Source organism: Planococcus kocurii, assembly GCF_001465835.2.
Classification (GTDB): domain Bacteria; phylum Bacillota; class Bacilli; order Bacillales_A; family Planococcaceae; genus Planococcus; species Planococcus kocurii.
Map to the genome: position 1 here is coordinate 816,218 of NZ_CP013661.2, position 24,620 is coordinate 840,837.

A 24,620-nucleotide genomic window follows, 5' to 3' on the forward strand; every position below is an offset into this window, starting at 1 on the left:
CGCTTACCTCATAAATGATGGAAACAAGATTTTTTTATTCATGACATCGTAAATGCCCTTTTGCGTAATCCGTACATACGGTAAATGAGTTGCCTGCAAAAACAATAACGTATAAACCGCATCACCATGCTTATAACCACGTTCGTTTAATGACTTTTTTAATGCTTTCTCTTGATCAATCAACTCTTCCATTGACAGATCTGACATCACACCGCCATAAGGCAGCGGCAGAGATTCGATAATTTCGCCGTTTTCGGTCAGAATAATACCACCTTTTATGCGCTTTAATTCGTTAAATGCAAGCCACATATCTTCGCGATTTTTTCCGATCAGAATAATATCACCTGTATTGGTATACGAAGAAGCAAAGCCGTCCAAGCCCGGTGCAAAACCTTTAATCAACGTATTCACACGCCATTGTCCTTTTTTATCGATAAGCATCAAAAAGCTTTCATCATGCGATTTTGATAAGTTGGCGTCATGTGTATCAACACTGACCGTATAAGGTTTCGTAATGACATCATTAATCATTTCAATTCCAAAAGGCATCGAAAATTGGAAATCACCTTCAGTTAGTTCATAGTCAAGATCAAGGTCAGGCAAAATCGACCAATCGATATTCGGCAAAGATTGAACTTTTTTTCCATCTTTTTTCAGCCATACGCCTTTTGAGATGACCCCAGATGGCACCGGATTATCCATGCTATCGAGAATATTCAAATTGGCGTAACGCCCCGTTGCGATTAAACCATGCAAGCTTGTTACATTGTAATAGCGTGCCACGTTATAAGACGCCATCATATACGCATCAATCGGTGGCACACCGGCCTCAAGTGCAATTTTAATGCACAAATCCATAACCCCGTCTACATGAAAGGCTGGAGTTGAGCCATCAGTCGTCATCATTAACTTGTCAAAAACGTTTAACTCTCGCTCGACAATTCCTTTTAAAAGATTTGGCAGATCAGGTCGAATCGAAGAATGCCGAAGTGTAACGCCATAGCCATGAAGCAAACGCATTTCGACTTCATCTACCGTCATCGCCTCATGATCTCCATCAGCTCCAAGCAGTCTCATCCGCGCCAGAGTCTTTTCCGAAGCACCTGGGAAATGACCTTCGATTTTTTTCAAGCCCATTTTGGCTTTTTGAATCCAATACAACATCTGATCATCGCCTGCCATTAGTTTTGGCCAACCCGTCAGTTCCCCACCAAGTAATACATCTTGACGATCTAACCATTCGCCCACTGATGTGGAAGTAAATAACTGATCTTCATTATTCAATTCTGTCTGCGAATCAAAACGTGTCCACCAATAAAAGCTAAATGGCAATTTCGCTAATTGATCTAGCAATGAAAACGCCTTCTTGTTTTCTAGCGCTAAAAAGAAGGTTAAGTTGTCCGAAAGGAACATTGTCGTTCCTCCTTGAGCCGCATAATCTGCAAAGCTTTGTGGATTATACAATTGTGAAGGATGAACGTGAGGTTCTATGTATCCTGGAACGATAAGTTTATCCGTCATATCGACCACTTCAGTAGCATCGTCAATTTTCGGCATTTCTTTCCCAGCATAAACAATGCGATCTCCAGAAATCCATATAGTACCTGTTACCCATTTCTTAAAAATCCCATGAAGGTACGTTGCATTTATCAAAACGAGATCCGGCGCGATTTCTTTTGTAACAATCTTCAACTGATTTCGAATCTCTGTGTTCTTCCATAACGGATTTACCATTTGCCGGCACCTACTTTCTACTAGTTCAATACTTAATATCGTAGCATAATTATACAATGAAATACAGTTATTCCCTGTAAAAACAAGCATGTTTTAAGTTACTCAGGACACAAAAAATCCACGCATAGCGCGTGGATTTTTTATCAGCTACTGATTATTGATTGGATCGCTAAAAGGTTTCAAAACGTCTTTTTTCTCTTCTTCTTGGAAAGTCAAAACATCCGTAACAGAATCATATGATTCTCCGTAAAATTGTTCATCTTTATACGTATGGATGTCTTCGTACATTTTTTGCATGCCTTCAAAAATCTGTTCTTCTGTTTCACCGCTTGGCGTCCAGTAAAGAATTTCCATGGAATTTTCTTCACCTGTTGCTAATGAACGACGGCAATAGCCAATAGATGACGCATGTTCAAATCCTTCGCGCGCATAAAATCGCAGACGTTTCTCCGTGTCAGTATCTTCGTAATTGACCGGCTCAACTTCAAGAATGATGGGTTTTTTCTTGTCTTTCAACATCTGCAAAGTCTTTCTGCCAAGACCCATTCCGCGGGATTCTTTTGACACAAACAAGTAATCTACAAATGTGAAATGCGGAAATTCTGCATACATTAAGACATGATAAGGACCCTCATCTTTGTAGTAGACGCTCCCTTTTTCTTTTAATAATGCATCCATATGCTCTTTCGACTTCATTTCTTCAACTGGAAAATACTGATTTAACTTTTCATACCAATTCATAGTTTGTCTCCCTTCAATTTTTAAATGCCCTGCTAATTTTGTTTCTGGGGTCTTCATAGGTTTGTCATTCTGGAGTTTATATAGAGGTAAAAGTGGGCTGTTGAAAATCCTCAACTTTAGAATCATTGCCTATAGGGCAGACAATAAAACAAAAATGACACATCTTCTTGTCGAATTTGTGTCATCAGTAAGTATAGCATATATGTATATAAACTTCAATTTAGCGGCTTTTTCTCTTGAATGTTAGATGATCCAATTAGACATTAATAGCCAGTAAAATTGCTACTGGCCATTAATGGGAGATAAAATTATTTTGCACGCCATCCAATGTCTGTCCGGTAGAAAAAGCCGTTCCACTCTACACTGTTCAACTGTTCATAAACTTTTCTCTGAGCGTCTTGAATAGAAGAACCATTTGCTGAAACGAGCAGCACACGTCCTCCGTTTCCAACGTACTTGCCATATGACAGCTTAGTTCCCGCGTGAGTTACTTCCACTCCAGTGAGTTTCGTCAAGTCTGGTAAGCATGCGCCTTTTTCAACAGTCTCTGGATAATTATCAGCTGCAACAACAACACCAAGTACGGCTTGTTCGTCCCACTCTAGTTCAGCCGATTGACCTTTTAAAATGGCATCCATGAATAGCCCAAAATCTGACTTCATGCGTGGTAAAACAACTTGCGTTTCCGGATCGCCAAAACGCGCATTAAATTCAATCACTTTTGGACCTTTTTTCGTTAAAATAACACCTGTATAAAGGATGCCATTAAACGGTGTTTCTTCAGACGCCATCGCTTTAACTGCAGGTTCTACAATTTCAGCATAGGTTTGATCCACAATTGCTTGTGAAATTTGTGGAACAGGTGAATAGGCGCCCATTCCCCCTGTGTTTGGTCCACGATCTCCATCGTAAGCTCGTTTATGATCTTGCGAAATGACCATTGGATAAATTTGACCGCTATGAACGAAAGACATAAACGAAAATTCTTCACCGTCTAAAAACTCTTCAATAACCACTTTTGAGCCAGAGTCTCCGAACTTTTGACCTTCTAACATGTCATTAATGGCAGAAACAGCTTCCTCTTCCGTCATTGCCACAACGACACCTTTCCCAGCCGCAAGTCCATCTGCTTTAATGACAATCGGAGCACCGTGTTGACGAACAAATTCAATAGCTGATGCAGTTTCTGTAAAAGTCTCATAGCCAGCAGTTGGAATTTCGTATTTTTTCATTAATTCTTTTGCAAAAGCTTTGCTGCCTTCAATTTGCGCAGCCACTTTAGACGGACCAAAAATGCGCAATCCTTTGGCTTCAAAAAAGTCGACGATTCCTTCTGATAAAGGCTGTTCAGGTCCGACAAAACTAAAATCGACTTGCTGCTCTTTTGCAAATTCTGCAAGACCCGCAAAATCCATTTCATCAATAGCAAGGACTTCAGCATCTTCCCGCATTCCATCATTGCCTGGAGCTGCATAAACTTTAGTGACCGAAGCAGATTTCGAGAACTGACGGACGATGGCGTGTTCTCGCCCACCTCTTCCAATGACCAATACCTTCATACTTGTTTCACCCCGATTAATGTTTGAAATGACGGACGCCAGTAAACACCATAGCAATTCCGTACTCGTTCGCTTTATCGATCGAATCTTGATCTTTTTTCGAACCACCTGGTTGAATAATCGCTTTTATGCCTGCTTTTGCAGCTGCTTCTACCGTATCATTCATCGGGAAAAACGCATCTGATGCCATAACCGCGCCTTCTGCAGCACTGCCTGCTTGGTCTAACGCAATTTTAGCAGAACCAACACGGTTCATTTGACCTGCACCAATTCCTAATGTCATTTCCGAATTACACACAACAATCGCATTAGATTTTACGTGTTTTACAACATTCCAGCCCAGTTTCAACGCTTCAAGCTCTGCTGCTGTCGGTTGACGATCTGTAGCAACTTGAATATCCGCATCGTCATAGCCAAAAACATCTGGTTGTTGAATTAATAATCCACCTTCTACTGTTACCGTGTTCCATTTGTCGCTAATTTTACTATCGAATGGAATCGTTAATAGACGGATATTTTTCTTTTGGGTCAGTAATTCAATTGCTTCATCAGAAAATGATGGTGCAATAATAATCTCTAAGAAAATCGTCGCTAATTGTTTGGCTGTATCCGCATCTACTTCACGATTTAAAGCAACAATTCCACCAAAAATTGACGTTGAATCGGCTTCATAAGCTTTACCAAAGGCATCTGCGATTGTTTCACCTGTACCAACACCACAGGGATTCATGTGTTTGACGGCAACTGCTGCTGGCATTTTGAATTCTTTAATCATTTGAAGAGCAGCATTGGCATCTTGAATATTGTTGTACGATAATTCCTTGCCATGTACTTGATGTGCGTTGGCAATTGAAAAATTTGAGCCAAGCGGACTACGGTAAAAAGCAGCTTTTTGATGAGGATTTTCACCGTAACGAAGCGTTTGAGACAATTCGTACGTAAGCGTCAATTGATCCGGATATTCTTCACCTGTCAAGTCAGTCAAATAATTAGAGATATATGAATCGTAAGCCGCTGTATGGCGGAAAACTTTCGCTGCTAAACGACGTCTCGTTTCAGGAGTTGTAGATTGTTTGTTTTGTAATTCCGTCAATACTCCAGCATAATCAGCTGCATCCACGATAACCGTTACGTATGCGTGATTTTTTGCAGCAGAACGCAACATGGTTGGACCGCCAATATCGATGTTTTCAATCGCATCATCAACTGTCACGTCTGGTTTTACGATGGTTTCACGGAACGGGTATAAATTAACACAGACAATATCAATCGGCGAAATGCCGTTTTCAGCCATTTGACTTTGATGTTCTGCATCATCATGTTTGGCTAATAGTCCACCGTGTACAAGCGGATGCAAGGTTTTTACACGTCCACCTAAAATTTCTGGAAATTTCGTAACTTCGTCTACGGCTGTAATCGCAACGCCGTTTTCTTCAAGAAATTTTTTAGTGCCGCCTGTCGATAACAGTTCATAGCCCATTTTTTCCAATTCCTGTGCAAATTCCAAAATCCCTGATTTATCCGATACGCTGAGTAATGCTCTTTTTTTCACAAATAGTCCTCCTATAGATTAAGACCGACAGTTTACCGGTCGAATAATTGCTGCAATGTTGCAGGATATAATTCATGTTCAATCTGATGGATCTGTTGCTCGACTTCTTCACGTCCACGACCTAATACCGGAAACGATTGTTGTGCAATAATGTTGCCTGTATCCATTCCAGCGTCTACATAATGCACTGTGACGCCTGCGTTTTCTGCCCCTGCTGCAAGTGTTTGCCCGATTGCATCTTTTCCTGGAAACGCGGGCAAAACAGAAGGATGGATATTCACAATGCGGTTTTCATATGCTTCAAGTAAAACCGGGCCAATCAAGCGCATATAGCCTGCAAGGATAATCCATTCTACTCCAAGTGCTTGCAGTTTTTCTTTTAACATTTCTTCGTAATGTTGCTTGGAGTCATACTTAGAAGGAATAAAAGAAAAAGATGCCACCCCTGCTTTTTTCGCACGTTCTACTACGAACGCTTGTGGCTTGTCGGTTACAACAAGCATTAATTCAGCCTCTAAGTTACCGTCCGTAATCGCATCGACAATGGCTTGAAAATTAGAGCCATTGCCAGATGCAAAAACAGCAATCTTTGTTTTAGTTTTCATCCAATGTGCCGTCCTGTTGTCCTTGGAATTGCACGCCTTCAGTACTTGAAACCCGACCAATTTGGTAAGCTTGTTCACCATTCGCTTTAGCGATTTCCAACACTTTTTCAGCGTTTTCAGGTGCTACAGCTACAACAAAACCAATTCCCATATTGAAAACTGAGTACAAGTCGCGGTCTGCCAACTCGCCTTTTTCTTTCAGCAACTTGAAAATATCAAGTACTGGCCAGCTGCCAAGTGAAATTTCTGCGCCTAAGCCTTCTGGCATCATCCGTGGAATGTTCTCGATAAATCCGCCACCTGTCACATGTGCCATGCCGTGAATTTCAATCTCCTTGCCAATCGCAGCTACAGCTTTCGCGTAAATTTTCGTAGGTGTTAACAATGCATCACCAATTGGTCCAAGCGTCTCATAACCTTCAACTTGTTGATCTAGCGTAAATTGATTTTGCTCAAATACAATTTGACGTACAAGCGAATAACCGTTTGAATGAATGCCGCTAGATGCAAGACCGATTAATACATCGTCAGCTGCAATTTTTTCGCCTGTAACGATTTTGGATTTCTCCGCAGCTCCGACCGCAAACCCAGCAATATCGTATTCATCTTCTTCATAAAGTCCTGGCATTTCTGCTGTTTCTCCGCCAATTAATGCGGCACCCGATTGCACACAGCCATCCGCTACGCCTTTAACGATTTGTTCAATTTTCTCAGGAATTGCTTTACCGACAGCGATATAGTCTAAGAAAAATAAAGGTTCCGCACCTTGTGCAACGATGTCATTGACACACATCGCAACACAATCAATGCCGATTGTATCGTGACGGTCTGCCATGAACGCAAGCTTTAGTTTTGTGCCCACGCCATCCGTTCCGGAAACAAGAACCGGTTCCTTCAAATTTAGCTCAGACAAATCGAACATACCGCCAAATCCACCAAACGCACCGAGCATTCCTTTACGCGCTGTCCGTTCTACATGCGATTTCATGCGGTTTACTGCTTCATAGCCAGCTTCGATATTGACGCCTGCTTTTTCATATGCTTTTGACACACCGGTTCCCCCTTATTTCACTTTTTCTTTTTCGTGCGGCAATACGGTATCTGGATAAATATTGGTTGGGTATTCTCCTGTAAAGCAAGCTAGGCAATGCCCACATTTTGATCCAGGATCTGTGCGTCCAATATTTTGAACCATGCCATCAACCGATAAGAATGTTAACGAATCTGCACCAATAATTTCTCGCATTTCTTCTATTGTATTGTTAGCCGCGATTAATTCGCCTGCTGTGCTAATGTCAATGCCATAAAAGCATGGATTTTTGATTGGCGGTGAACTAATCACCACATGAACTTCTGTCGCACCTGCTTCTTTTAGTAAGTTGACAATGCGTCGTGACGTTGTACCACGAACAATTGAATCATCCACCATAATCACACGTTTGCCTTTCACAACTTGACGCACTGGCGAAAGTTTCATCTTCACGCCTTGTTCACGCAAATCTTGTGAAGGTTGGATAAAGGTACGTCCGACATAACGGTTTTTGATCATGCCAAGTTCATACGGAATCCCGCTTTGTTCAGAATAGCCAATGGCAGCTGAAATACTCGAATCCGGAACACCTGTTACCACGTCCGCTTCAATTTGTACTTCTTTTGCTAATTGAACGCCTAAACGTTTTCTTGCTGCGTGAACGTTAATGCCATCGATATCCGAGTCAGGACGAGAAAAGTAAACATATTCCATCGTACAAATCGAACGCTCTTCTGGATAAGCAAAACGTTCTGCACGCATGCCGTCTTTCGTAATGATCAAAAATTCACCTGGTTCAACCGAACGAACAAATTCTGCTCCTACAATATCAAACGCACACGTTTCAGAAGCCGTTACCCACGCATCCCCCAATTTACCAAGAGACAACGGACGTAAGCCATTTGGATCCAACGCAATATACATCGCTTCTTCAGTCAAAATTACACAAGCAAAAGCGCCTTTTAATAAAGACAACGCATTTTTCGCTTTCTCTTCAAACGTCGCATAGCCGCTTCGTTTAATTAAATGTGCCAACACTTCTGTATCTGAAGTTGTTTGGAAAATACTGCCCTGACGTTCTAGGTGTCCTTTTAACTGCGTGGCATTGACTAAATTACCGTTATGTGAAATCGCCAAACTACCAGTAGTTGAGTTAAAGAGCAGAGGCTGGACATTTTCAATGCCGCTGCCTCCTGCTGTTGCATAGCGAACATGGCCAATTGCGGCATGTCCTGCTATTTTCTCTATTTTTTCAGGCGTAAACACTTCACTGACCATGCCTTCACCTTTTAATGGGAGAAGAGCTTCTCCATCAGTTGAAACAATTCCAGCACCTTCTTGACCGCGGTGTTGTAAAGCGTGCAATCCGTAATACGTCAATTGCGTCGCATTCGGATGTCCCCATATTCCAAAGACACCACATTCTTCATTTAAGCTTCTGATTTCAGCAAGCATGGGATAGCTCCTTTCCAAGCTGAGCGAAGCGTTGCGACGGATTCGTTAATCCAAGTCGTACCGTCTTCACCGTTGATTACAAATTTGTCTCCCGTGACTTGGCCGACTTTCTTAGCATCTGATACGACTTTCTCGAACTGTTCTGCGTTTTCTGGGCTAACTGTTACCACAAAGCGTGATTGCGATTCACTGAACAAAGCAGTTGTTGCAGATCCAGACAACGTGACTTCCATGCCTAATTCGTTACCAAAGGTTTTTTCAGCTAATGCAACAGCCACGCCACCTTCAGCAACGTCATGTGCAGATGCAACGAGTCCTTGTTGAATCGCCGATAAAATTTCTTGTTGGCGCTGTGCTTCGACTGTTAAATCGATCGCTGGTGCTTTACCGAAAATACGTCCCTCGACCATCTTCTGTAATTCACTTCCGCCAAATTCTGTAAAGCTTTCACCAATCAAGTAAACAAAGTCGTCTTGTGTTTTAACGTCTTGCGTTGTTACATGTGCAAGGTCTTCAACAAGCCCGACCATACCGATTGTTGGTGTTGGATAAATAGCCGTACCGTTTGTTTCATTGTATAACGAGACGTTTCCGCCGATAACTGGAGAATCTAAGATGGTACATGCTTCAGACATACCGTCTGCTGCTTTTTCTAACTGCCAGAAGATTTCTGGTTTTTCTGGATTCCCAAAGTTTAAGCAATCTGTAATCGCAAGTGGTTTCGCACCTGATACGACAACATTACGTGCTGCTTCTGCTACCGCAATTTTACCGCCCACTTCTGGATCCAAGTAAATATAGCGAGAGTTACAGTCAGTCGTCATGGCTAAACCTTTGTTCGTACCACGGACACGGACAACTGCAGCATCCGACCCTGGGCTTACCACAGTGCTTGTGCGCACTTGGTGGTCGTATTGATCATAAACCCACTCTTTAGAAGCAATCGTCGGTTGTTTTAATAAAGCGGTTAAGGTTTCATTGAAATCCGTTACTTTTGGCTCTACGTTGTCCATTTGTTGGAACTCTGTAAAGTACGCAGGTACAGCTGAAGGCTTATGGTAAACCGGCGCATCTTCTGCAAGTGCGTCAACAGGAACTTCTGCAACAATTTCACCTTTATGTTTTAAACGTAATGTCGAATCATCTGTTACCGTACCGACTGTCACGGCATCTAAGCCGTATTTCTCGAACAACTCAACGATTTCAGGCTCACGACCAGCTTTAACCACGATTAACATCCGTTCTTGTGATTCAGAAAGCATCATTTCGTATGCTGTCATCCCTGTTTCACGTTGTGGAATGTGATCCAGGTCCATTTCGATTCCTGAACCTGCTTTAGAAGCCATTTCCGCTGAAGAAGAAGTCAGTCCAGCAGCACCCATATCTTGAATCCCGATTAACGCATCTGACTTGATTAGTTCTAAACAAGCTTCAAGCAACAGTTTCTCCATAAACGGGTCACCCACTTGTACTGCAGGACGGTTTTTATCAGAGCCATCCGTTAATTCTTCAGAAGCAAAAGTGGCTCCGTGAATGCCGTCGCGTCCTGTTTTAGCGCCAACGTACATGACCGGGTTACCTGTACCTTTGGCAATTCCTTTTTGAATATCTTCATGATTAATCAATCCGACACACATCGCGTTCACTAATGGATTGCCATCGTAACATTCATCAAATTGAATTTCTCCGCCCACTGTTGGAATTCCGATACAGTTTCCGTATCCGGCAATTCCCGCAACAACTTCTTCAAACAAGTATTTCACGCGGGGTGTTGTTAATTCACCAAAGCGTAATGAGTTCAGCAACGCAATTGGACGTGCGCCCATTGAAAAGACATCACGAATAATGCCGCCAACTCCAGTAGCCGCTCCTTGATAAGGTTCAATAGCTGACGGGTGGTTATGCGATTCCATTTTGAAAACGACCGCTTGTCCGTCACCGATGTCGACAATCCCAGCACCTTCACCAGGTCCTTGAAGAACACGTTCACCTTTAGTCGGGAATTTCGCAAGAACGGGTTTCGAGTTTTTATACGAACAATGCTCAGACCACATAACTGAAAACAAACCTGTTTCCGTATAGTTTGGCAATCTTCCTAAAATCTTTTCAACCATTTCAAATTCCGCGTCCGATAAGCCCATTTGTTGATATACTTTTTGTTCTTTTATTTGAGCAGCATTTGGTTCAAGCATGACTGACATGTGATTCCCTCCACTGTTTAACGATTGATCTAAATAAAGCCAAGCCATCTTTGCCGCCGATTAACTCTGATACTGCACGTTCAGGATGCGGCATCATGCCTAGCACGTTTCCGCGTTCGTTAATGATTCCTGCAATGTTGTTTCGACTGCCGTTAAAATCATCTGCATACGTAAAGACGATCTGATTGTTTTCTTTAAGGTGATTGTATGTCGCATCATCGCAATAATAATTGCCTTCTCCGTGAGCGATTGGAATTTGGATTTCTTCACCTTGTTCGTATTCATTTGTGAACAAGGTATTGTTGTTTTCTACTTTCAATCCAACAGTACGGCACATGAACTTCAAGTTTTTGTTACGTAAAAGAACGCCTGGCAAAAGACCCGCTTCCGTTAAGATTTGGAAACCATTACAGATTCCAAGAACCGGCTTGCCTGCTTCAGCCGCTTTTCTTACTTCATCCATGACTCCAGAGAATTGAGCGATCGCGCCGCAACGCAAGTAATCGCCGTATGAAAATCCGCCTGGTAGTAAAATCCCGTCATAGCTGCTCAAATCTTTTGAGTCATGCCATACGTACTCTGCTTCTTCACCTAATTCATCTTTGACCGCATGGTACATGTCCAAATCACAATTCGAACCTGGGAAAACAATTACTGCGAATTTCATTGCGAGACAACCTCCTCAATTTCATAACGGTAATCTTCAATTACAGTGTTTGCTAAAAGTCGATGACATAATTCATTTACTAAAGAATCTACATTGCGTTCGCTGTCTTCAATAACCAATTCTAGGTATTTGCCAATTCGTACATCTGCCACTTCATCATAGCCCATTTTATGAAGAGAGCCCATAACTGCAGAACCTTGCGGGTCCAATACACTTTCACGTAATGTTACGTATACTTTTACTTTTTTCATGAGTGTTGTCCTCCTAGACGAGTTAAAATGAGTTCGTACGCTTCTGTCAAATTCCCAAGATTGCGGCGGAATACGTCTTTATCAAGCTTTTGTTTTGTTTTCATATCCCAAAGCCGGCAAGTGTCCGGCGAAATTTCATCTGCCAATAAAATTTGACCATTTTTGTCACGGCCAAATTCAATTTTAAAATCAACAAGATCTACGCCAATTTCTTTAAAAAAGCCGATTAACACTTCATTAATTTCGCGTGCCTTTTGCTTGAGCACTGCCACTTCCTCTGCAGTTGCCAGCTTTAGCATATCAACATGATCATCTGTAATTAGTGGATCGCCCAATTCATCATCTTTCAAATAGAACTCCACAACCGGACGGCTAATGGCCACGCCTTCTTCAATGCCAAGACGTTTGGCCATGCTGCCCGCTGTGATGTTCCGGACCACTACTTCCAATGGAATGATGCTTACACTTTGCACCAATTGTTCGTGATCAGACAATTGCTTAACGAAATGAGACGCAATGCCTGCTTCCTGCAATTTTGTGAAAATCAGTGACGTGATTTTATTGTTCAAAATGCCTTTCCCGGTAATTTCTTCTTTTTTCTCACCGTTGAAAGCCGTTGCTGAATCTTTATATTCCACCCACAAAATTCCCTGTTCATCCGTTGCATACAGGCGTTTTGCTTTTCCTTCGTACAATAGCTGACCTTTTTCCATTTTCAGAAGCCCCCGTTTAGTTTAATCCAAGTCGGTTGAAAATCATGTCTACTTGTTGCAAGTGGTGATTGTAATCAAAGCAATCATCCAATTCTTCTTTAGATAGCTTAGCTGTAATCGTGTCATTTGCTTCCACAATTTTGCGGAAATGCGTTTGGTTTTCCCAAGCTTCCATCGCACATGGCTGAACGGTATCGTAAGCTGCCTCGCGAGCCATCCCTTTATCGATCAATGCCAACAACACACGCTGTGAATAAATCAAACCTAACGTTGAATCCATATTGCGTTTCATGTTCTCTGGGAACACTGTTAAGTTTTTCACGATATTACCGAAACGATTTAACATGTAGTTAAGCGCAATCGTTGCATCTGGTAAAATCACACGTTCTGCTGATGAATGCGAAATGTCGCGTTCGTGCCATAAAGATACGTTTTCGTAAGCTGTTAGCATGTAGCCACGGATTAAACGTGCAAGGCCCGTCATGTTTTCAGAACCGATTGGGTTACGTTTATGTGGCATTGCAGAAGAACCTTTTTGGCCTTTTGCAAAAAACTCTTCTACTTCGCGTGTTTCCGATTTTTGCAATCCGCGAATTTCTGTCGCAAATTTCTCAACAGATGAACCAATCAATGCGAGTACACTTAAATACTGTGCGTGACGATCGCGTTGCAATGTTTGTGTGGAAATAGGTGATGCTGCAAGACCTAACTCTTTGCAGACATATGCTTCAACAAATGGATCAATATTAGCGTACGTTCCAACTGCACCAGACATTTTGCCTGTTTCAATTGAAGCTGCTGCCGCTTCGAAACGTTCTAAGTTACGTTTCATTTCTTCGTGCCATAATGCAAGTTTCAAACCGAAAGTTGTTGGTTCTGCATGCACACCATGTGTACGGCCCATCATGACCGTCATTTTATGTTCTTTTGCTTTATTCGCAAGAATTTCGATAAAGTTTGTTAAGTCTTTACGGATAATGACGTTTGCTTGTTTTAACAAGTAAGACAATGCGGTATCAACAACGTCTGTTGAAGTTAAGCCGTAATGAACCCATTTGCGTTCTTCGCCAAGCGTTTCGGATACTGCTCTTGTAAAAGCAACTACATCATGACGTGTTTCTTCTTCAATTTCCAAAATGCGATCTACTGAAAAAGAAGCGTCTTTACGAATTTTGGCTACGTCTTCTTTCGGAATATCTCCGATTTCTGCCCAAGCTTCACATGCTAAAATTTCAACTTCTAGCCATGCATTGTATTTGTTTTCTTCTGTCCAAATTGCGCCCATTTCGGGTCTTGTGTAACGTGCGATCATAAATTAGTTCCTCCAATTATTCTGGCCAAATGCCAGATCTATCTATTTCACCTAAAGTTGCCTCTAAGTCTTCCGTTAATATCGTAACATGTCCCATCTTCCGTTTCTGCTTTGCTTCGTCTTTTCCGTACAAATGAATCGACCAATTTGGAAATTGTGCTATTTTTGAAGCAAGTGGCGCGACATGCTCACCTAACACGTTGACCATTACTGCTTGAGACCAAAGGATTGGCTGTCTTAGTGGCCAGCCGCAAATGGCACGGATATGTTGATGGAACTGCGATATGTTTGTCGCTTCGATTGAATAATGACCTGAATTATGAGGACGTGGCGCCAATTCATTGACGATAATGCCACCGTCTTCTAACACGAACATTTCAACGGCTAATGTGCCTACCATATTGAGATGAGTCGCAATTTTTTCAGCTGCTTTTTTCGCCTCATCCATTGTCTTTTTATCGATTCTTGCTGGAACAATCGTCTCATGTAAAATATGGTCTTTATGAATATTTTCACCAATCGGCAAAATAGCTGTTTCACCGTGTACGTTGCGTTGAATAATAACGGAAATTTCTTTTGTGAATTCTACAAAAGCTTCAGCAACACATTCGCCATTTGTGAATAATCTTTTGGCTAAAGAAAGTTCTTCTATAGAAGAAACAGTTTGTTGCCCCTTGCCGTCATACCCACCTCGTGCTGTTTTCACAACGAATGGAAATGACAATTGACTACTTTTTTCTTTTAACTCTTCAAACGTAGAAGCTGTAACATAATCTGCCACGACAACACCAGCTTCAGAAATCGCTTGTTTTTCAACAATTCGATTTTGTGTCACACGAATCAATTCAGATCCTTGCGGCACATAAGCGATTTCTGCTAATTTTGATAGCCCGTCTACATCTATATTTTCAAACTCATAAGTAATGACGTCACTCACTTCAGCTAACTCTTCTAACGCATGCTGATCATTAAACGGTGCAACGATTTGTATATCCGCAACTTGACCTGTTGGTGAATCCATAGCTGGATCGAGAACAGCAATTTTAAATCCTGCTTCTTTTGCAGCAAGCGCCATCATGCGTCCTAATTGACCGCCGCCGATAATGCCAATCGTTTGTCCAGGTAATATGGTTTTTGTCATACCAAATCCCCCGAACTTTCTAGAACTGCTGCTGTGATGCGATCTCTTCTTTCATGCAATGCTTGTGCTGCCTGCTCATCTACCGTCCCCAGTATTTGCGCTGCTAGTAACCCAGCATTTACAGCTCCAGCTTTGCCGATAGCGACAGTCGCCACTGGAACTCCGCCAGGCATCTGAACGATTGATAATAAGGAATCTAAGCCGTTTAACGCTTTTGATTGAACAGGTACACCGATAACCGGTAAAGTTGTTTTGGCTGCTACCATACCTGGCAAATGAGCAGCACCGCCTGCCCCTGCAATAATCACGTGCAATCCACGTTCACGTGCTTGTTCTGCATAGCTGAACATTAAATCCGGTGTCCGGTGCGCTGAAACCACTTTCTTTTCGTAGCTTAATCCCAGTTCATCTAATACATCACACGCATGCTTCATTGTTTCCCAATCACTCGTACTTCCCATAATGACGCCAATTCGCGGATTCATCGATTGCACTCTCCTTTTAAAAAATAAAAAGTCCTTAAGTAAACTGCTCACATTACGTGAAAAGCAGTTTACTTAAGGACTGTAAATGATACGAATTTTAAATGATGGCATAAAGAAGCACATCCTTCGCTTTACGACCAATAAGTTGCTTTCCCGCATAGTCCGGACATTTACGGTGTCCTGGTAGAGACGCAGAAGCCAATTCTTCTGCATATATGGGGTATCCTCACTTATCATAACAAGACGACGAAACTACGTCAATGATAAAGTCGAACAATAAGTTATACAATTATTTAATCGTTCGTCTTTATAAGGTCTGACTTATCTTTATTCTAGTTTATCTCCTTTAAACTTGACGATTTGCCTAATAGGTACTGGTTGGCCATTTACTTCCTGAAACAGAGGCTCCTCTTTTCGTCCAACTGCTGCGTAGCCTTCCGCTTTCATCCGATCCAGACATTCCGAAATAGATTCATGTTCTTCAACTTCAAACCACACTGTATTCTTACTCATTTAAACAAGTTGCCCCTTTTCACTGACTTTACCCAAAATCCGCCATGAATTGTTTTAGGTTCATACGCAATAATAAAAGCTTTTGGATCAAGCTCTTGAATCGCTTTGTATAGCTTTAGTTCCATTTTTCGCGGAGTTAAAATTTGCATCGATTGCCGATCCCCGTCACGCCCATTGGTATTCCAATCCGTGACACCGTAGCCTTTTTCGCGAAGTTGCTTAGGCAAATACTCTCCGGCTTCACTCGTAATAACGTTTACCGTAATATAACCAAGAGCCATTTTTTCCTCGATTTTAGAACCGATAACAACCCCTGATCCGTAACCTAATGCATAAGCAACCAGGTTTTGAATTTGATCAAGATTATCAAGAACCAATCCAAGTCCTACTATGTATATAACAACCTCTACCATACTAACGGCTGCTGCTAAATAGCGATAGCCTTTTAACGTCATAATCATTCGCAATGTGAAAAAAGTTACATACACAATATTGATTGAAAAAATTATTAGCACCATAATCCATGGGTTTATATCCAATCTTTACACCCCTCTGATTTTCATTAACAATTAATTTTCATACTATGTTAAAAATCTTAAGAATGCAAGAGAGAAAAGCCTTGTGTATTAAGTGTTTGTCTAATGCTTCATATTTTTCTACTCCAAACGCTAGCACGTCAAATTGTCTATAGCGAGTAACTATCAATTGGCTCTTTGTAGAGATAGTAGAATTTTTATAAAATTGGTTAGGTAACGTGGCGATAGTCGGTACTAATAGTGTGTCTTCGAACTAACTACTAACTTTATTCTAAAAAATCCTTGAAAGTCAATTTCTAAAGCAACTCTAAAGAGTTTGATTTCCAGATTTAGTTGCTCGACGTCGTTTAAATAAACTAACAGGTAAACAATCACTTTGATTTCGATTTGCCGACGTTAGACCTAACTCTTTATATGCGATACCCAAGCAGCAATTATTTGGTAAGCTTTACTACCTGTACAACACAAAATAACAATGCACAGAAACATGACAAGTTACTATAGATAGATACACTAGCATATATTGTTTCCAAATTCACTTCAAAAATTTCTCATAGAAGAACAGATCTCCGAACTTATCAGGTACTAAGATACTGCACAAAAACTTCCTACGGACAAATAAGATGAAGTACTTGGTGACGCAGTTTCGGAAATGGTGGAACTTCCGCAGGAATAGTACTCAACGCTTTCCAAAAAGAAAAAAGCATTAAATAATCAACTAATGAACCAGGATTTTTCTATGATTATAAACAAATACAATCGGCCAGCACAACGTGTGTTCAAAATTCTTAACTCGCTCCTTTTAGTGCATTTCACTTCCCTTATCGCAGGGGAAAATTGTCTTTCATAGGTGCTTTATCACAGTGAAAGGCTCGGCATTAAGCTCCATGTAAGCTACGTGCCGTATCGCTTGGTAGAAACACCGGTCTGGTACACGATGGACCGATTAGCGAAAATTTATCTACTCTCGGCTTATCCCGTTTCAAGATCCCATCTACTTCAACAGCAAACAAAATTTCGTTATCCAGACGAAAGAGAATGTCGTCTTATCGACCGCCTGCTGGAAAAAAATACACTGTCACACGTGACTTTACTTACCGGCTAAGCACGTCACAATCGCGCTCACTGAATCGGCATCGTATCTTCTTTTTCACTGGCCTTGAAGAACATGAAATCCGGGTTGTCACCAGTCTGTGACGTTTCGGTCAAAGCAATCGCTACCATGTGTAAAACGCGCTGGGGCCATCTAATCCTTTTCTCCTAAATCAAACAACACTTCTATGTACTAAAGCTTCTCAGTCAAACGTATAAGACACAAGCATCTAGCTGTTTGAGATACCGATTATGTGTCTTTGTGAAGTTCTATTCGTAAATTGTCAATTCAAGTCGAACATGGCAAGAAATTCATGAATACCTCAAAGAACCTATTGTAATTCAATATTTTCCGGGGAACCTGGTGGAATACCAGTAGAAAGTCCAATGTCTCTTTTTAGGTCATGCGGCTGAAGTCAGTTCCTTTTGGATACGTGCGCCGAATACGACCGTTACTGTTCTCATTCGTGACACGCTGACCAGGAACACTCGGATTTGAGAAGTAAAACGGGATCTCCAACGCTTTCTCCACTTCGATCCAGCCGTGAAATTCCGTGCCTCGGTCGGCGGCAATGGATTTCACCACTTTTTTTGGCAGGTTTTTCAACATATGGATGATGGCCTGTGCGGTTTCACTTACCATTTTCGCAGCTAACTTATAGCTCCTCTCAAAACGGGTGGTACGTTCCGTCAATGTGAGAATCTGGCTCTTGTGCGACATGCCGATGACGGTGCCGATTTCCCAATGTCCCACTTGGCTTCGAGGCGCCAAACGTGCATGGATTTTTTTCAGACAAGGCAGCTTGCCTCGTGTTTCACCTCGTTATTCTTTAACTTTTTTGCGGATCAGTATCTTTTGGGACAGGTTGAACAAGCCGAGAGTCCCTTACCGGTAATGCTCGAAACACGGATGGGAAAAGATTTTTGATGCATTTTCCAGTACCGTCCGACGAGGCATTCTGGTGACCAGTCGAGCTTTAGTTTGGATAGGATATAATCGTCTTCTTGATTGACCGATCGTCTAGTTCAGGTCTGGCCTCGTAATCAGCCTGTGCCAACAGAGCGTCGCAAAGCTTACAGCGTTTCACTTCATAGTGGATGGTGCTTTTGCTTCGTTCTAGCTGTTTCGCTATATAGGACAGTGATTTTTCTTTCAGGCAATAACACTCGATTCGCACACCTTCCCGTAATATCATGTGGACATCGCTCTGGGGATACTCCTTTAGTTGATTCGCGTTAACTACGGTGTACCCACTTGAGTTATTTTTATTTTCTAAGTGTTTGACTGGCTACGACAATCTACAATTTTCTTTTAAAAAACTGTCCAAATACTAGCTTTATCGCTTATCGGCTTCCGACGCATGCTGTTGACCGACAACTTTATATGTGATTTGACTGCAAATCCTTATGGCATTTTTGCACGAGCACGTTGTATTCAATAGAACACCCCTCATGTATTGCTTAATCAAAGTGCATGAAGATTTAATTCATTATTTTCTTTACACAAAAAAAGCCGTTACCGGAATCGGTAACGACTTTTTTTCATGTGCCCAGCGACGTCTTACTCTCACAGGGGGAAACCCCCAACTACCATCAGCGCAAAAGAGCTTAACTGCCGTGTTCGGGATGGGAACGGGTGTGGCCTCTTTGCCATCATCACTGGACTATTTGGTTGAGTGTTTGTTCACTCAAAACTGGATAAACGACAGGTGAAACAAGCAAGTTTTTCGCATACAGTGTGTTGGTTAAGTCCTCGATCGATTAGTATTCGTCAGCTGCACGTATCGCTACGCTTCCACCTCGAACCTATCTACCTCATCGTCTTTGAGGGATCTTACTTGCTTGCGCAATGGGAAATCTCATCTTGAGGGGGGCTTCGTGCTTAGATGCTTTCAGCACTTATCCCGGCCACACATAGCTACCCAGCGATGCCCTTGGCAGAACAACTGGTACACCAGCGGTGTGTCCATCCCGGTCCTCTCGTACTAAGGACAGCTCCTCTCAAATTTCCTGCGCCCGCGACGGATAGGGACCGAACTGTCTCACGACGTTCTGAACCCAGCTCGCGTACCGCTTTAATGGGCGAACAGCCCAACCCTTGGGACCGACTACAGCCCCAGGATGCGATGAGCCGACATCGAGGTGCCAAACCTCCCCGTCGATGTGGACTCTTGGGGGAGATAAGCCTGTTATCCCCGGGGTAGCTTTTATCCGTTGAGCGATGGCCCTTCCATGCGGAACCACCGGATCACTAAGCCCGTCTTTCGACCCTGCTCGACCTGTACGTCTCGCAGTCAAGCTCCCTTCTGCCTTTACACTCTACGAATGATTTCCAACCATTCTGAGGGAACCTTTGGGCGCCTCCGTTACTCTTTAGGAGGCGACCGCCCCAGTCAAACTGCCCGCCTGACACTGTCTCCCAAGCCGATCAGGCTTGTGGGTTAGAATTTCAATACAACCAGGGTAGTATCCCACTGACGCCTCCTCCGAAGCTAGCGCTCCGGAATCTCAGGCTCCTACCTATCCTGTACAAGTTGCACCAAAATTCAATATCAGGCTACAGTAAAGCTCCACGGGGTCTTTCCGTCCTGTCGCGGGTAACCTGCATCTTCACAGGTACTATAATTTCACCGAGTCTCTCGTTGAGACAGTGCCCAGATCGTTACGCCTTTCGTGCGGGTCGGAACTTACCCGACAAGGAATTTCGCTACCTTAGGACCGTTATAGTTACGGCCGCCGTTTACTGGGGCTTCAATTCGCACCTTCGCTTGCGCTAAGCACTCCTCTTAACCTTCCAGCACCGGGCAGGCGTCAGCCCCTATACGTCACCTTACGGTTTTGCAGAGACCTGTGTTTTTGCTAAACAGTCGCCTGGGCCTATTCACTGCGGCTCTCTCGGGCTATTCACCCTACCAGAGCACCCCTTCTCCCGAAGTTACGGGGTCATTTTGCCGAGTTCCTTAACGAGAGTTCACTCGCTCACCTTAGAATTCTCTTCTCGCCTACCTGTGTCGGTTTGCGGTACGGGCACCTCCCGCCTCGCTAGAGGCTTTTCTTGGCAGTGTGAAATCAGGGACTCAAGGGTAAACCCTCTTGCCGTCACAGCTCAACGTATTAGAAATGGGATTTGCCTCATTTCACGCCTCACTGCTTGGACGTGCACAACCAACGGCACGCTCTCCTTATCCTTCTGCGTCCCCCCATTGCTCAAACGGCGGGGAGGTGGTACAGGAATATCAACCTGTTGTCCATCGTCTACGCCTATCGGCCTCGACTTAGGTCCCGACTAACCCTGAGCGGACGAGCCTTCCTCAGGAAACCTTAGGCATTCGGTGGACGGGATTCTCACCCGTCTTTCGTTACTCATACCGGCATTCTCACTTCTAAGCGCTCCACCAGTCCTTCCGGTCTGACTTCAACGCCCTTAGAACGCTCTCCTACCACGGATCTCTAACGAGATCCATCCACAGCTTCGGTAATCCGTTTAGCCCCGGTACATTTTCGGCGCAGTGTCACTCGACCAGTGAGCTATTACGCACTCTTTAAATGATGGCTGCTTCTAAGCCAACATCCTGGTTGTCTAAGCAACGCCACATCCTTTTCCACTTAACGGATATTTGGGGACCTTAGCTGGTGGTCTGGGCTGTTTCCCTCTTGACTACGGATCTTATCACTCGCAGTCTGACTCCCAAGCATAAATCACTGGCATTCGGAGTTTGTCTGAATTCGGTAACCCGGGATGGGCCCCTAGTCCAAACAGTGCTCTACCTCCAGGATTCTCAATCTTGAGGCTAGCCCTAAAGCTATTTCGGAGAGAACCAGCTATCTCCAGGTTCGATTGGAATTTCTCCGCTACCCACACCTCATCCCCGCACTTTTCAACGTGCGTGGGTTCGGGCCTCCAGTAAGTGTTACCTTACCTTCACCCTGGACATGGGTAGATCACCTGGTTTCGGGTCTACAACTGCATACTCTGTCGCCCTATTCAGACTCGCTTTCGCTGCGGCTCCGCCTTCTCAGCTTAACCTTGCATGCAATCGTAACTCGCCGGTTCATTCTACAAAAGGCACGCCATCACCCATTAACGGGCTTTGACTACTTGTAGGCACACGGTTTCAGGATCTATTTCACTCCCCTTCCGGGGTGCTTTTCACCTTTCCCTCACGGTACTGGTTCACTATCGGTCACTAGGAAGTATTTAGCCTTGGGAGATGGTCCTCCCAGATTCCGACGGAATTTCACGTGTTCCGCCGTACTCAGGATCCACTCTGGAGGGATAGGGTTTTCGGCTACGGGGCTGTTACCCGCTGCGGCGGACCGTTCCAGGTCGCTTCGCCTAATCCTATCTTTTGTAACTCCGTATAGAGTGTCCTACAACCCCAAGAGGCAAGCCTCTTGGTTTGGGCTGATCCCGTTTCGCTCGCCGCTACTCAGGGAATCGCATTTGCTTTCTCTTCCTCCAGGTACTTAGATGTTTCAGTTCCCTGGGTCTGCCTTCTCATGTGCTATAGATTCACACATGGATACTACCCGATTAAAGGCAGTGGGTTTCCCCATTCGGAAATCTCCGGATCACAGCTCACTTACAGCTCCCCGAAGCATATCGGTGTTAGTGCCGTCCTTCTTCGGCTCCTAGTGCCAAGGCATCCACCGTGCGCCCTTTCTAACTTAACCACTGGTTAATTAAAAAGTTGTGACGAAATCGTCACGCGTACTTGAATTACTTGCTTTGTTTCAATGTCGTTTTATCCAGTTTTCAAAGAACAAGAGTGAAAGTCACAAAAAAAGGCGTTGCCGCCTGAAGGTGAACCTTCAAAACTGAACGCAAAACGTCAACCCCGAGCCAAGCTCGGTTCCGAATTTATCCTTAGAAAGGAGGTGATCCAGCCGCACCTTCCGATACGGCTACCTTGTTACGACTTCACCCCAATCATCTGTCCCACCTTCGGCGGCTGGCTCCACAAGGGTTACCTCACCGACTTCGGGTGTTACAAACTCTCGTGGTGTGACGGGCGGTGTGTACAAGGCCCGGGAACGTATTCACCGTGGCATGCTGATCCACGATTACTAGCGATTCCGGCTTCATGCAGGCGAGTTGCAGCCTGCAATCCGAACTGAGAACGGTTTTCTGGGATTGGCTTGCCCTCGCGGGGTTGCAGCCCTTTGTACCGTCCATTGTAGCACGTGTGTAGCCCAGGTCATAAGGGGCATGATGATTTGACGTCATCCCCACCTTCCTCCGGTTTGTCACCGGCAGTCACCTTAGAGTGCCCAACTGAATGCTGGCAACTAAGATCAAGGGTTGCGCTCGTTGCGGGACTTAACCCAACATCTCACGACACGAGCTGACGACAACCATGCACCACCTGTCACCACTGTCCCCGAAGGGAAAAGCGTATCTCTACACCGGTCAGTGGGATGTCAAGACCTGGTAAGGTTCTTCGCGTTGCTTCGAATTAAACCACATGCTCCACCGCTTGTGCGGGCCCCCGTCAATTCCTTTGAGTTTCAGCCTTGCGGCCGTACTCCCCAGGCGGAGTGCTTAATGCGTTAGCTGCAGCACTAAGGGGCGGAAACCCCCTAACACTTAGCACTCATCGTTTACGGCGTGGACTACCAGGGTATCTAATCCTGTTTGCTCCCCACGCTTTCGCGCCTCAGCGTCAGTTACAGACCAGAAAGTCGCCTTCGCCACTGGTGTTCCTCCACATCTCTACGCATTTCACCGCTACACATGGAATTCCACTTTCCTCTTCTGCACTCAAGTTCCCCAGTTTCCAATGACCCTCCACGGTTGAGCCGTGGGCTTTCACATCGGACTTAAGGAACCGCCTGCGCGCGCTTTACGCCCAATAATTCCGGACAACGCTTGCCACCTACGTATTACCGCGGCTGCTGGCACGTAGTTAGCCGTGGCTTTCTGGTGAGGTACCGTCAAGGTACCAGTAGTTACTTGGTACTTGTTCTTCCCTCACAACAGAGTTTTACGATCCGAAAACCTTCGTCACTCACGCGGCGTTGCTCCGTCAGACTTTCGTCCATTGCGGAAGATTCCCTACTGCTGCCTCCCGTAGGAGTCTGGGCCGTGTCTCAGTCCCAGTGTGGCCGATCACCCTCTCAGGTCGGCTACGCATCGTCGCCTTGGTAGGCCATTACCCCACCAACTAGCTAATGCGCCGCGGGCCCATCCTGCAGTGACAGCCGAGACCGTCTTTCCGTGCAGCCTCAGGAGAGGCCGCAAACTATTCGGTATTAGCACCGGTTTCCCGGAGTTATCCCGATCTGCAGGGCAGGTTGCCCACGTGTTACTCACCCGTCCGCCGCTAAACCAGAAGGAGCAAGCTCCTCTGGTTCCGCTCGACTTGCATGTATTAGGCACGCCGCCAGCGTTCGTCCTGAGCCAGGATCAAACTCTCCATTATAGAGTAGTGTTGATTGCTCAATACTGCTGGCGTATCGCCGTCCGAAGACGCACGATTCGCTTTGATCTGCGTAATGCTGATCAGTAAGTTGTCGTCACGAACACCGAGAAGGAAAACAACTTTGCTCTGATTGCCATAAGGCAAACTTCGCAAAAGCCGTTCTCGCACCGAAGTGCTCGTGACGTCTTTCGTTGACGTTTTGCTGTTCAGTTTTCAAGGTTCAGTTTGCCGCGCTCATTGGCGACTCAATTAATATAACACGGTTCCATATATAGAGTCAACACTTTCATGAAGTTTTTTTCACAACTTTATTATAACAGAAAACTCTTAATAATTAGATTACGAAATTGTTACAAATTTGAAAGGAGATCCTCTCTTTACATTGAAGACTACTCCTTATATTTAAGGTATTCCCACTGTTGGTCGTCAATTGAAATTTTTCTGTAAATAAGTCCTGACAAGACTGCTCCATTCCCGTTTCATAAGTTCTAATTCTTTTTAGCGTACCCCAAAAAAAGAGAAGGTTTTCGAGTTCCTTCTATAATAGTATATTGAATACAACTTTTAATTTCGCTAATACAAAAAGCATTGCACTCAAGAGGTCTTGAACA

The 24,620-nt window shown here is 43.9% G+C and carries 18 protein-coding genes, 3 rRNA genes and 1 riboswitch; all 21 genes read right to left on the reverse strand.

The window, feature by feature from the left end; all coding sequences use genetic code 11:
• Positions 1–3: 3 nt before the first annotated feature.
• The 21 genes from AUO94_RS04215 to AUO94_RS04310 all read right to left on the reverse strand — a co-directional run bounded on the left by AUO94_RS04215 (position 4) and on the right by AUO94_RS04310 (position 24,009).
• Entirely contained in the window at positions 4–1,734 is a 1,731-nt protein-coding gene (locus AUO94_RS04215) for an adenine deaminase C-terminal domain-containing protein (protein WP_058386052.1), read from the reverse strand.
• A gap of 147 nt (positions 1,735–1,881) precedes the next feature.
• A complete protein-coding gene (locus AUO94_RS04220) occupies positions 1,882–2,475 on the reverse strand; it encodes a GNAT family N-acetyltransferase (protein WP_058386944.1) in 594 nt (197 codons plus the stop codon).
• 308 nt (positions 2,476–2,783) lie between these two features.
• The gene (gene purD / locus AUO94_RS04225) at positions 2,784–4,034 is read right to left on the reverse strand and encodes a phosphoribosylamine--glycine ligase (RefSeq protein WP_058386053.1); all 1,251 of its coding nucleotides are present in this window, start codon (positions 4,032–4,034) and stop codon (positions 2,784–2,786) included.
• A 16-nt stretch (positions 4,035–4,050) separates the two neighbouring features.
• On the reverse strand, positions 4,051–5,586 hold the full coding sequence (gene purH, locus AUO94_RS04230; RefSeq protein ID WP_058386054.1) for a bifunctional phosphoribosylaminoimidazolecarboxamide formyltransferase/IMP cyclohydrolase: 1,536 nt from the start codon (positions 5,584–5,586) through the stop codon (positions 4,051–4,053).
• 32 nt (positions 5,587–5,618) lie between these two features.
• Positions 5,619–6,191, reverse strand: a complete 573-nt coding sequence (gene purN / locus AUO94_RS04235) for a phosphoribosylglycinamide formyltransferase (protein WP_058386055.1) — start codon at positions 6,189–6,191, stop codon at positions 5,619–5,621.
• Positions 6,181–7,242 (reverse strand): phosphoribosylformylglycinamidine cyclo-ligase, encoded by a 1,062-nt coding sequence (gene purM / locus AUO94_RS04240; RefSeq protein ID WP_058386056.1) that lies wholly within the window; start codon positions 7,240–7,242, stop codon positions 6,181–6,183. Before purM ends, purN begins: the two co-directional genes overlap by 11 nt.
• A 12-nt stretch (positions 7,243–7,254) precedes the next feature.
• Positions 7,255–8,676, reverse strand: coding sequence for an amidophosphoribosyltransferase (gene purF / locus AUO94_RS04245; RefSeq protein ID WP_058386057.1), 1,422 nt, complete (start codon positions 8,674–8,676; stop codon positions 7,255–7,257).
• Positions 8,652–10,877, reverse strand: coding sequence for a phosphoribosylformylglycinamidine synthase subunit PurL (purL, locus tag AUO94_RS04250; RefSeq protein WP_058386058.1), 2,226 nt, complete (start codon positions 10,875–10,877; stop codon positions 8,652–8,654). Before purL ends, purF begins: the two co-directional genes overlap by 25 nt.
• Entirely contained in the window at positions 10,861–11,544 is a 684-nt protein-coding gene (purQ, locus tag AUO94_RS04255) for a phosphoribosylformylglycinamidine synthase subunit PurQ (protein WP_049695147.1), read from the reverse strand. The genes purL and purQ overlap by 17 nt, the downstream gene beginning before the upstream one ends.
• On the reverse strand, positions 11,541–11,795 hold the full coding sequence (gene purS, locus AUO94_RS04260; protein WP_058386059.1) for a phosphoribosylformylglycinamidine synthase subunit PurS: 255 nt from the start codon (positions 11,793–11,795) through the stop codon (positions 11,541–11,543). The genes purQ and purS overlap by 4 nt, the downstream gene beginning before the upstream one ends.
• Positions 11,792–12,508, reverse strand: a complete 717-nt coding sequence (gene purC / locus AUO94_RS04265) for a phosphoribosylaminoimidazolesuccinocarboxamide synthase (protein WP_058386060.1) — start codon at positions 12,506–12,508, stop codon at positions 11,792–11,794. Before purC ends, purS begins: the two co-directional genes overlap by 4 nt.
• Before the next feature lie 16 nt (positions 12,509–12,524).
• Positions 12,525–13,820 (reverse strand): adenylosuccinate lyase, encoded by a 1,296-nt coding sequence (gene purB / locus AUO94_RS04270; protein WP_058386061.1) that lies wholly within the window; start codon positions 13,818–13,820, stop codon positions 12,525–12,527.
• A gap of 16 nt (positions 13,821–13,836) precedes the next feature.
• Positions 13,837–14,961 carry a 5-(carboxyamino)imidazole ribonucleotide synthase gene (purK, locus tag AUO94_RS04275; RefSeq protein WP_058386062.1) on the reverse strand — a complete coding sequence of 375 codons (1,125 nt, stop codon included), beginning with the start codon at positions 14,959–14,961 and terminating at the stop codon, positions 13,837–13,839.
• Positions 14,958–15,446 carry a 5-(carboxyamino)imidazole ribonucleotide mutase gene (gene purE / locus AUO94_RS04280; RefSeq protein WP_058386063.1) on the reverse strand — a complete coding sequence of 163 codons (489 nt, stop codon included), beginning with the start codon at positions 15,444–15,446 and terminating at the stop codon, positions 14,958–14,960. Before purE ends, purK begins: the two co-directional genes overlap by 4 nt.
• Before the next feature lie 138 nt (positions 15,447–15,584).
• Positions 15,585–15,685, reverse strand: a riboswitch (purine riboswitch).
• Positions 15,686–15,773: 88 nt separating this feature from the next.
• Entirely contained in the window at positions 15,774–15,959 is a 186-nt protein-coding gene (locus AUO94_RS04285) for an NETI motif-containing protein (protein ID WP_058386064.1), read from the reverse strand.
• Positions 15,956–16,477, reverse strand: coding sequence for a DUF2179 domain-containing protein (locus tag AUO94_RS04290; protein ID WP_058386945.1), 522 nt, complete (start codon positions 16,475–16,477; stop codon positions 15,956–15,958). Before AUO94_RS04290 ends, AUO94_RS04285 begins: the two co-directional genes overlap by 4 nt.
• A 1,507-nt stretch (positions 16,478–17,984) precedes the next feature.
• Positions 17,985–18,359 (reverse strand): IS30 family transposase, encoded by a 375-nt coding sequence (locus tag AUO94_RS17215; protein WP_470382023.1) that lies wholly within the window; start codon positions 18,357–18,359, stop codon positions 17,985–17,987.
• 205 nt (positions 18,360–18,564) lie between these two features.
• Positions 18,565–18,783 (reverse strand): helix-turn-helix domain-containing protein, encoded by a 219-nt coding sequence (locus AUO94_RS17220; RefSeq protein WP_156423928.1) that lies wholly within the window; start codon positions 18,781–18,783, stop codon positions 18,565–18,567.
• Between the two features lie 352 nt (positions 18,784–19,135).
• A 5S ribosomal RNA gene (gene rrf / locus AUO94_RS04300) occupies positions 19,136–19,251 on the reverse strand.
• Between the two features lie 77 nt (positions 19,252–19,328).
• A 23S ribosomal RNA gene (locus AUO94_RS04305) occupies positions 19,329–22,261 on the reverse strand.
• A 197-nt stretch (positions 22,262–22,458) separates the two neighbouring features.
• Positions 22,459–24,009: ribosomal RNA gene (locus AUO94_RS04310) — 16S ribosomal RNA — on the reverse strand.
• The 16S, 23S and 5S rRNA genes sit together here, the layout of an rRNA operon.
• Positions 24,010–24,620: the final 611 nt, after the last annotated feature.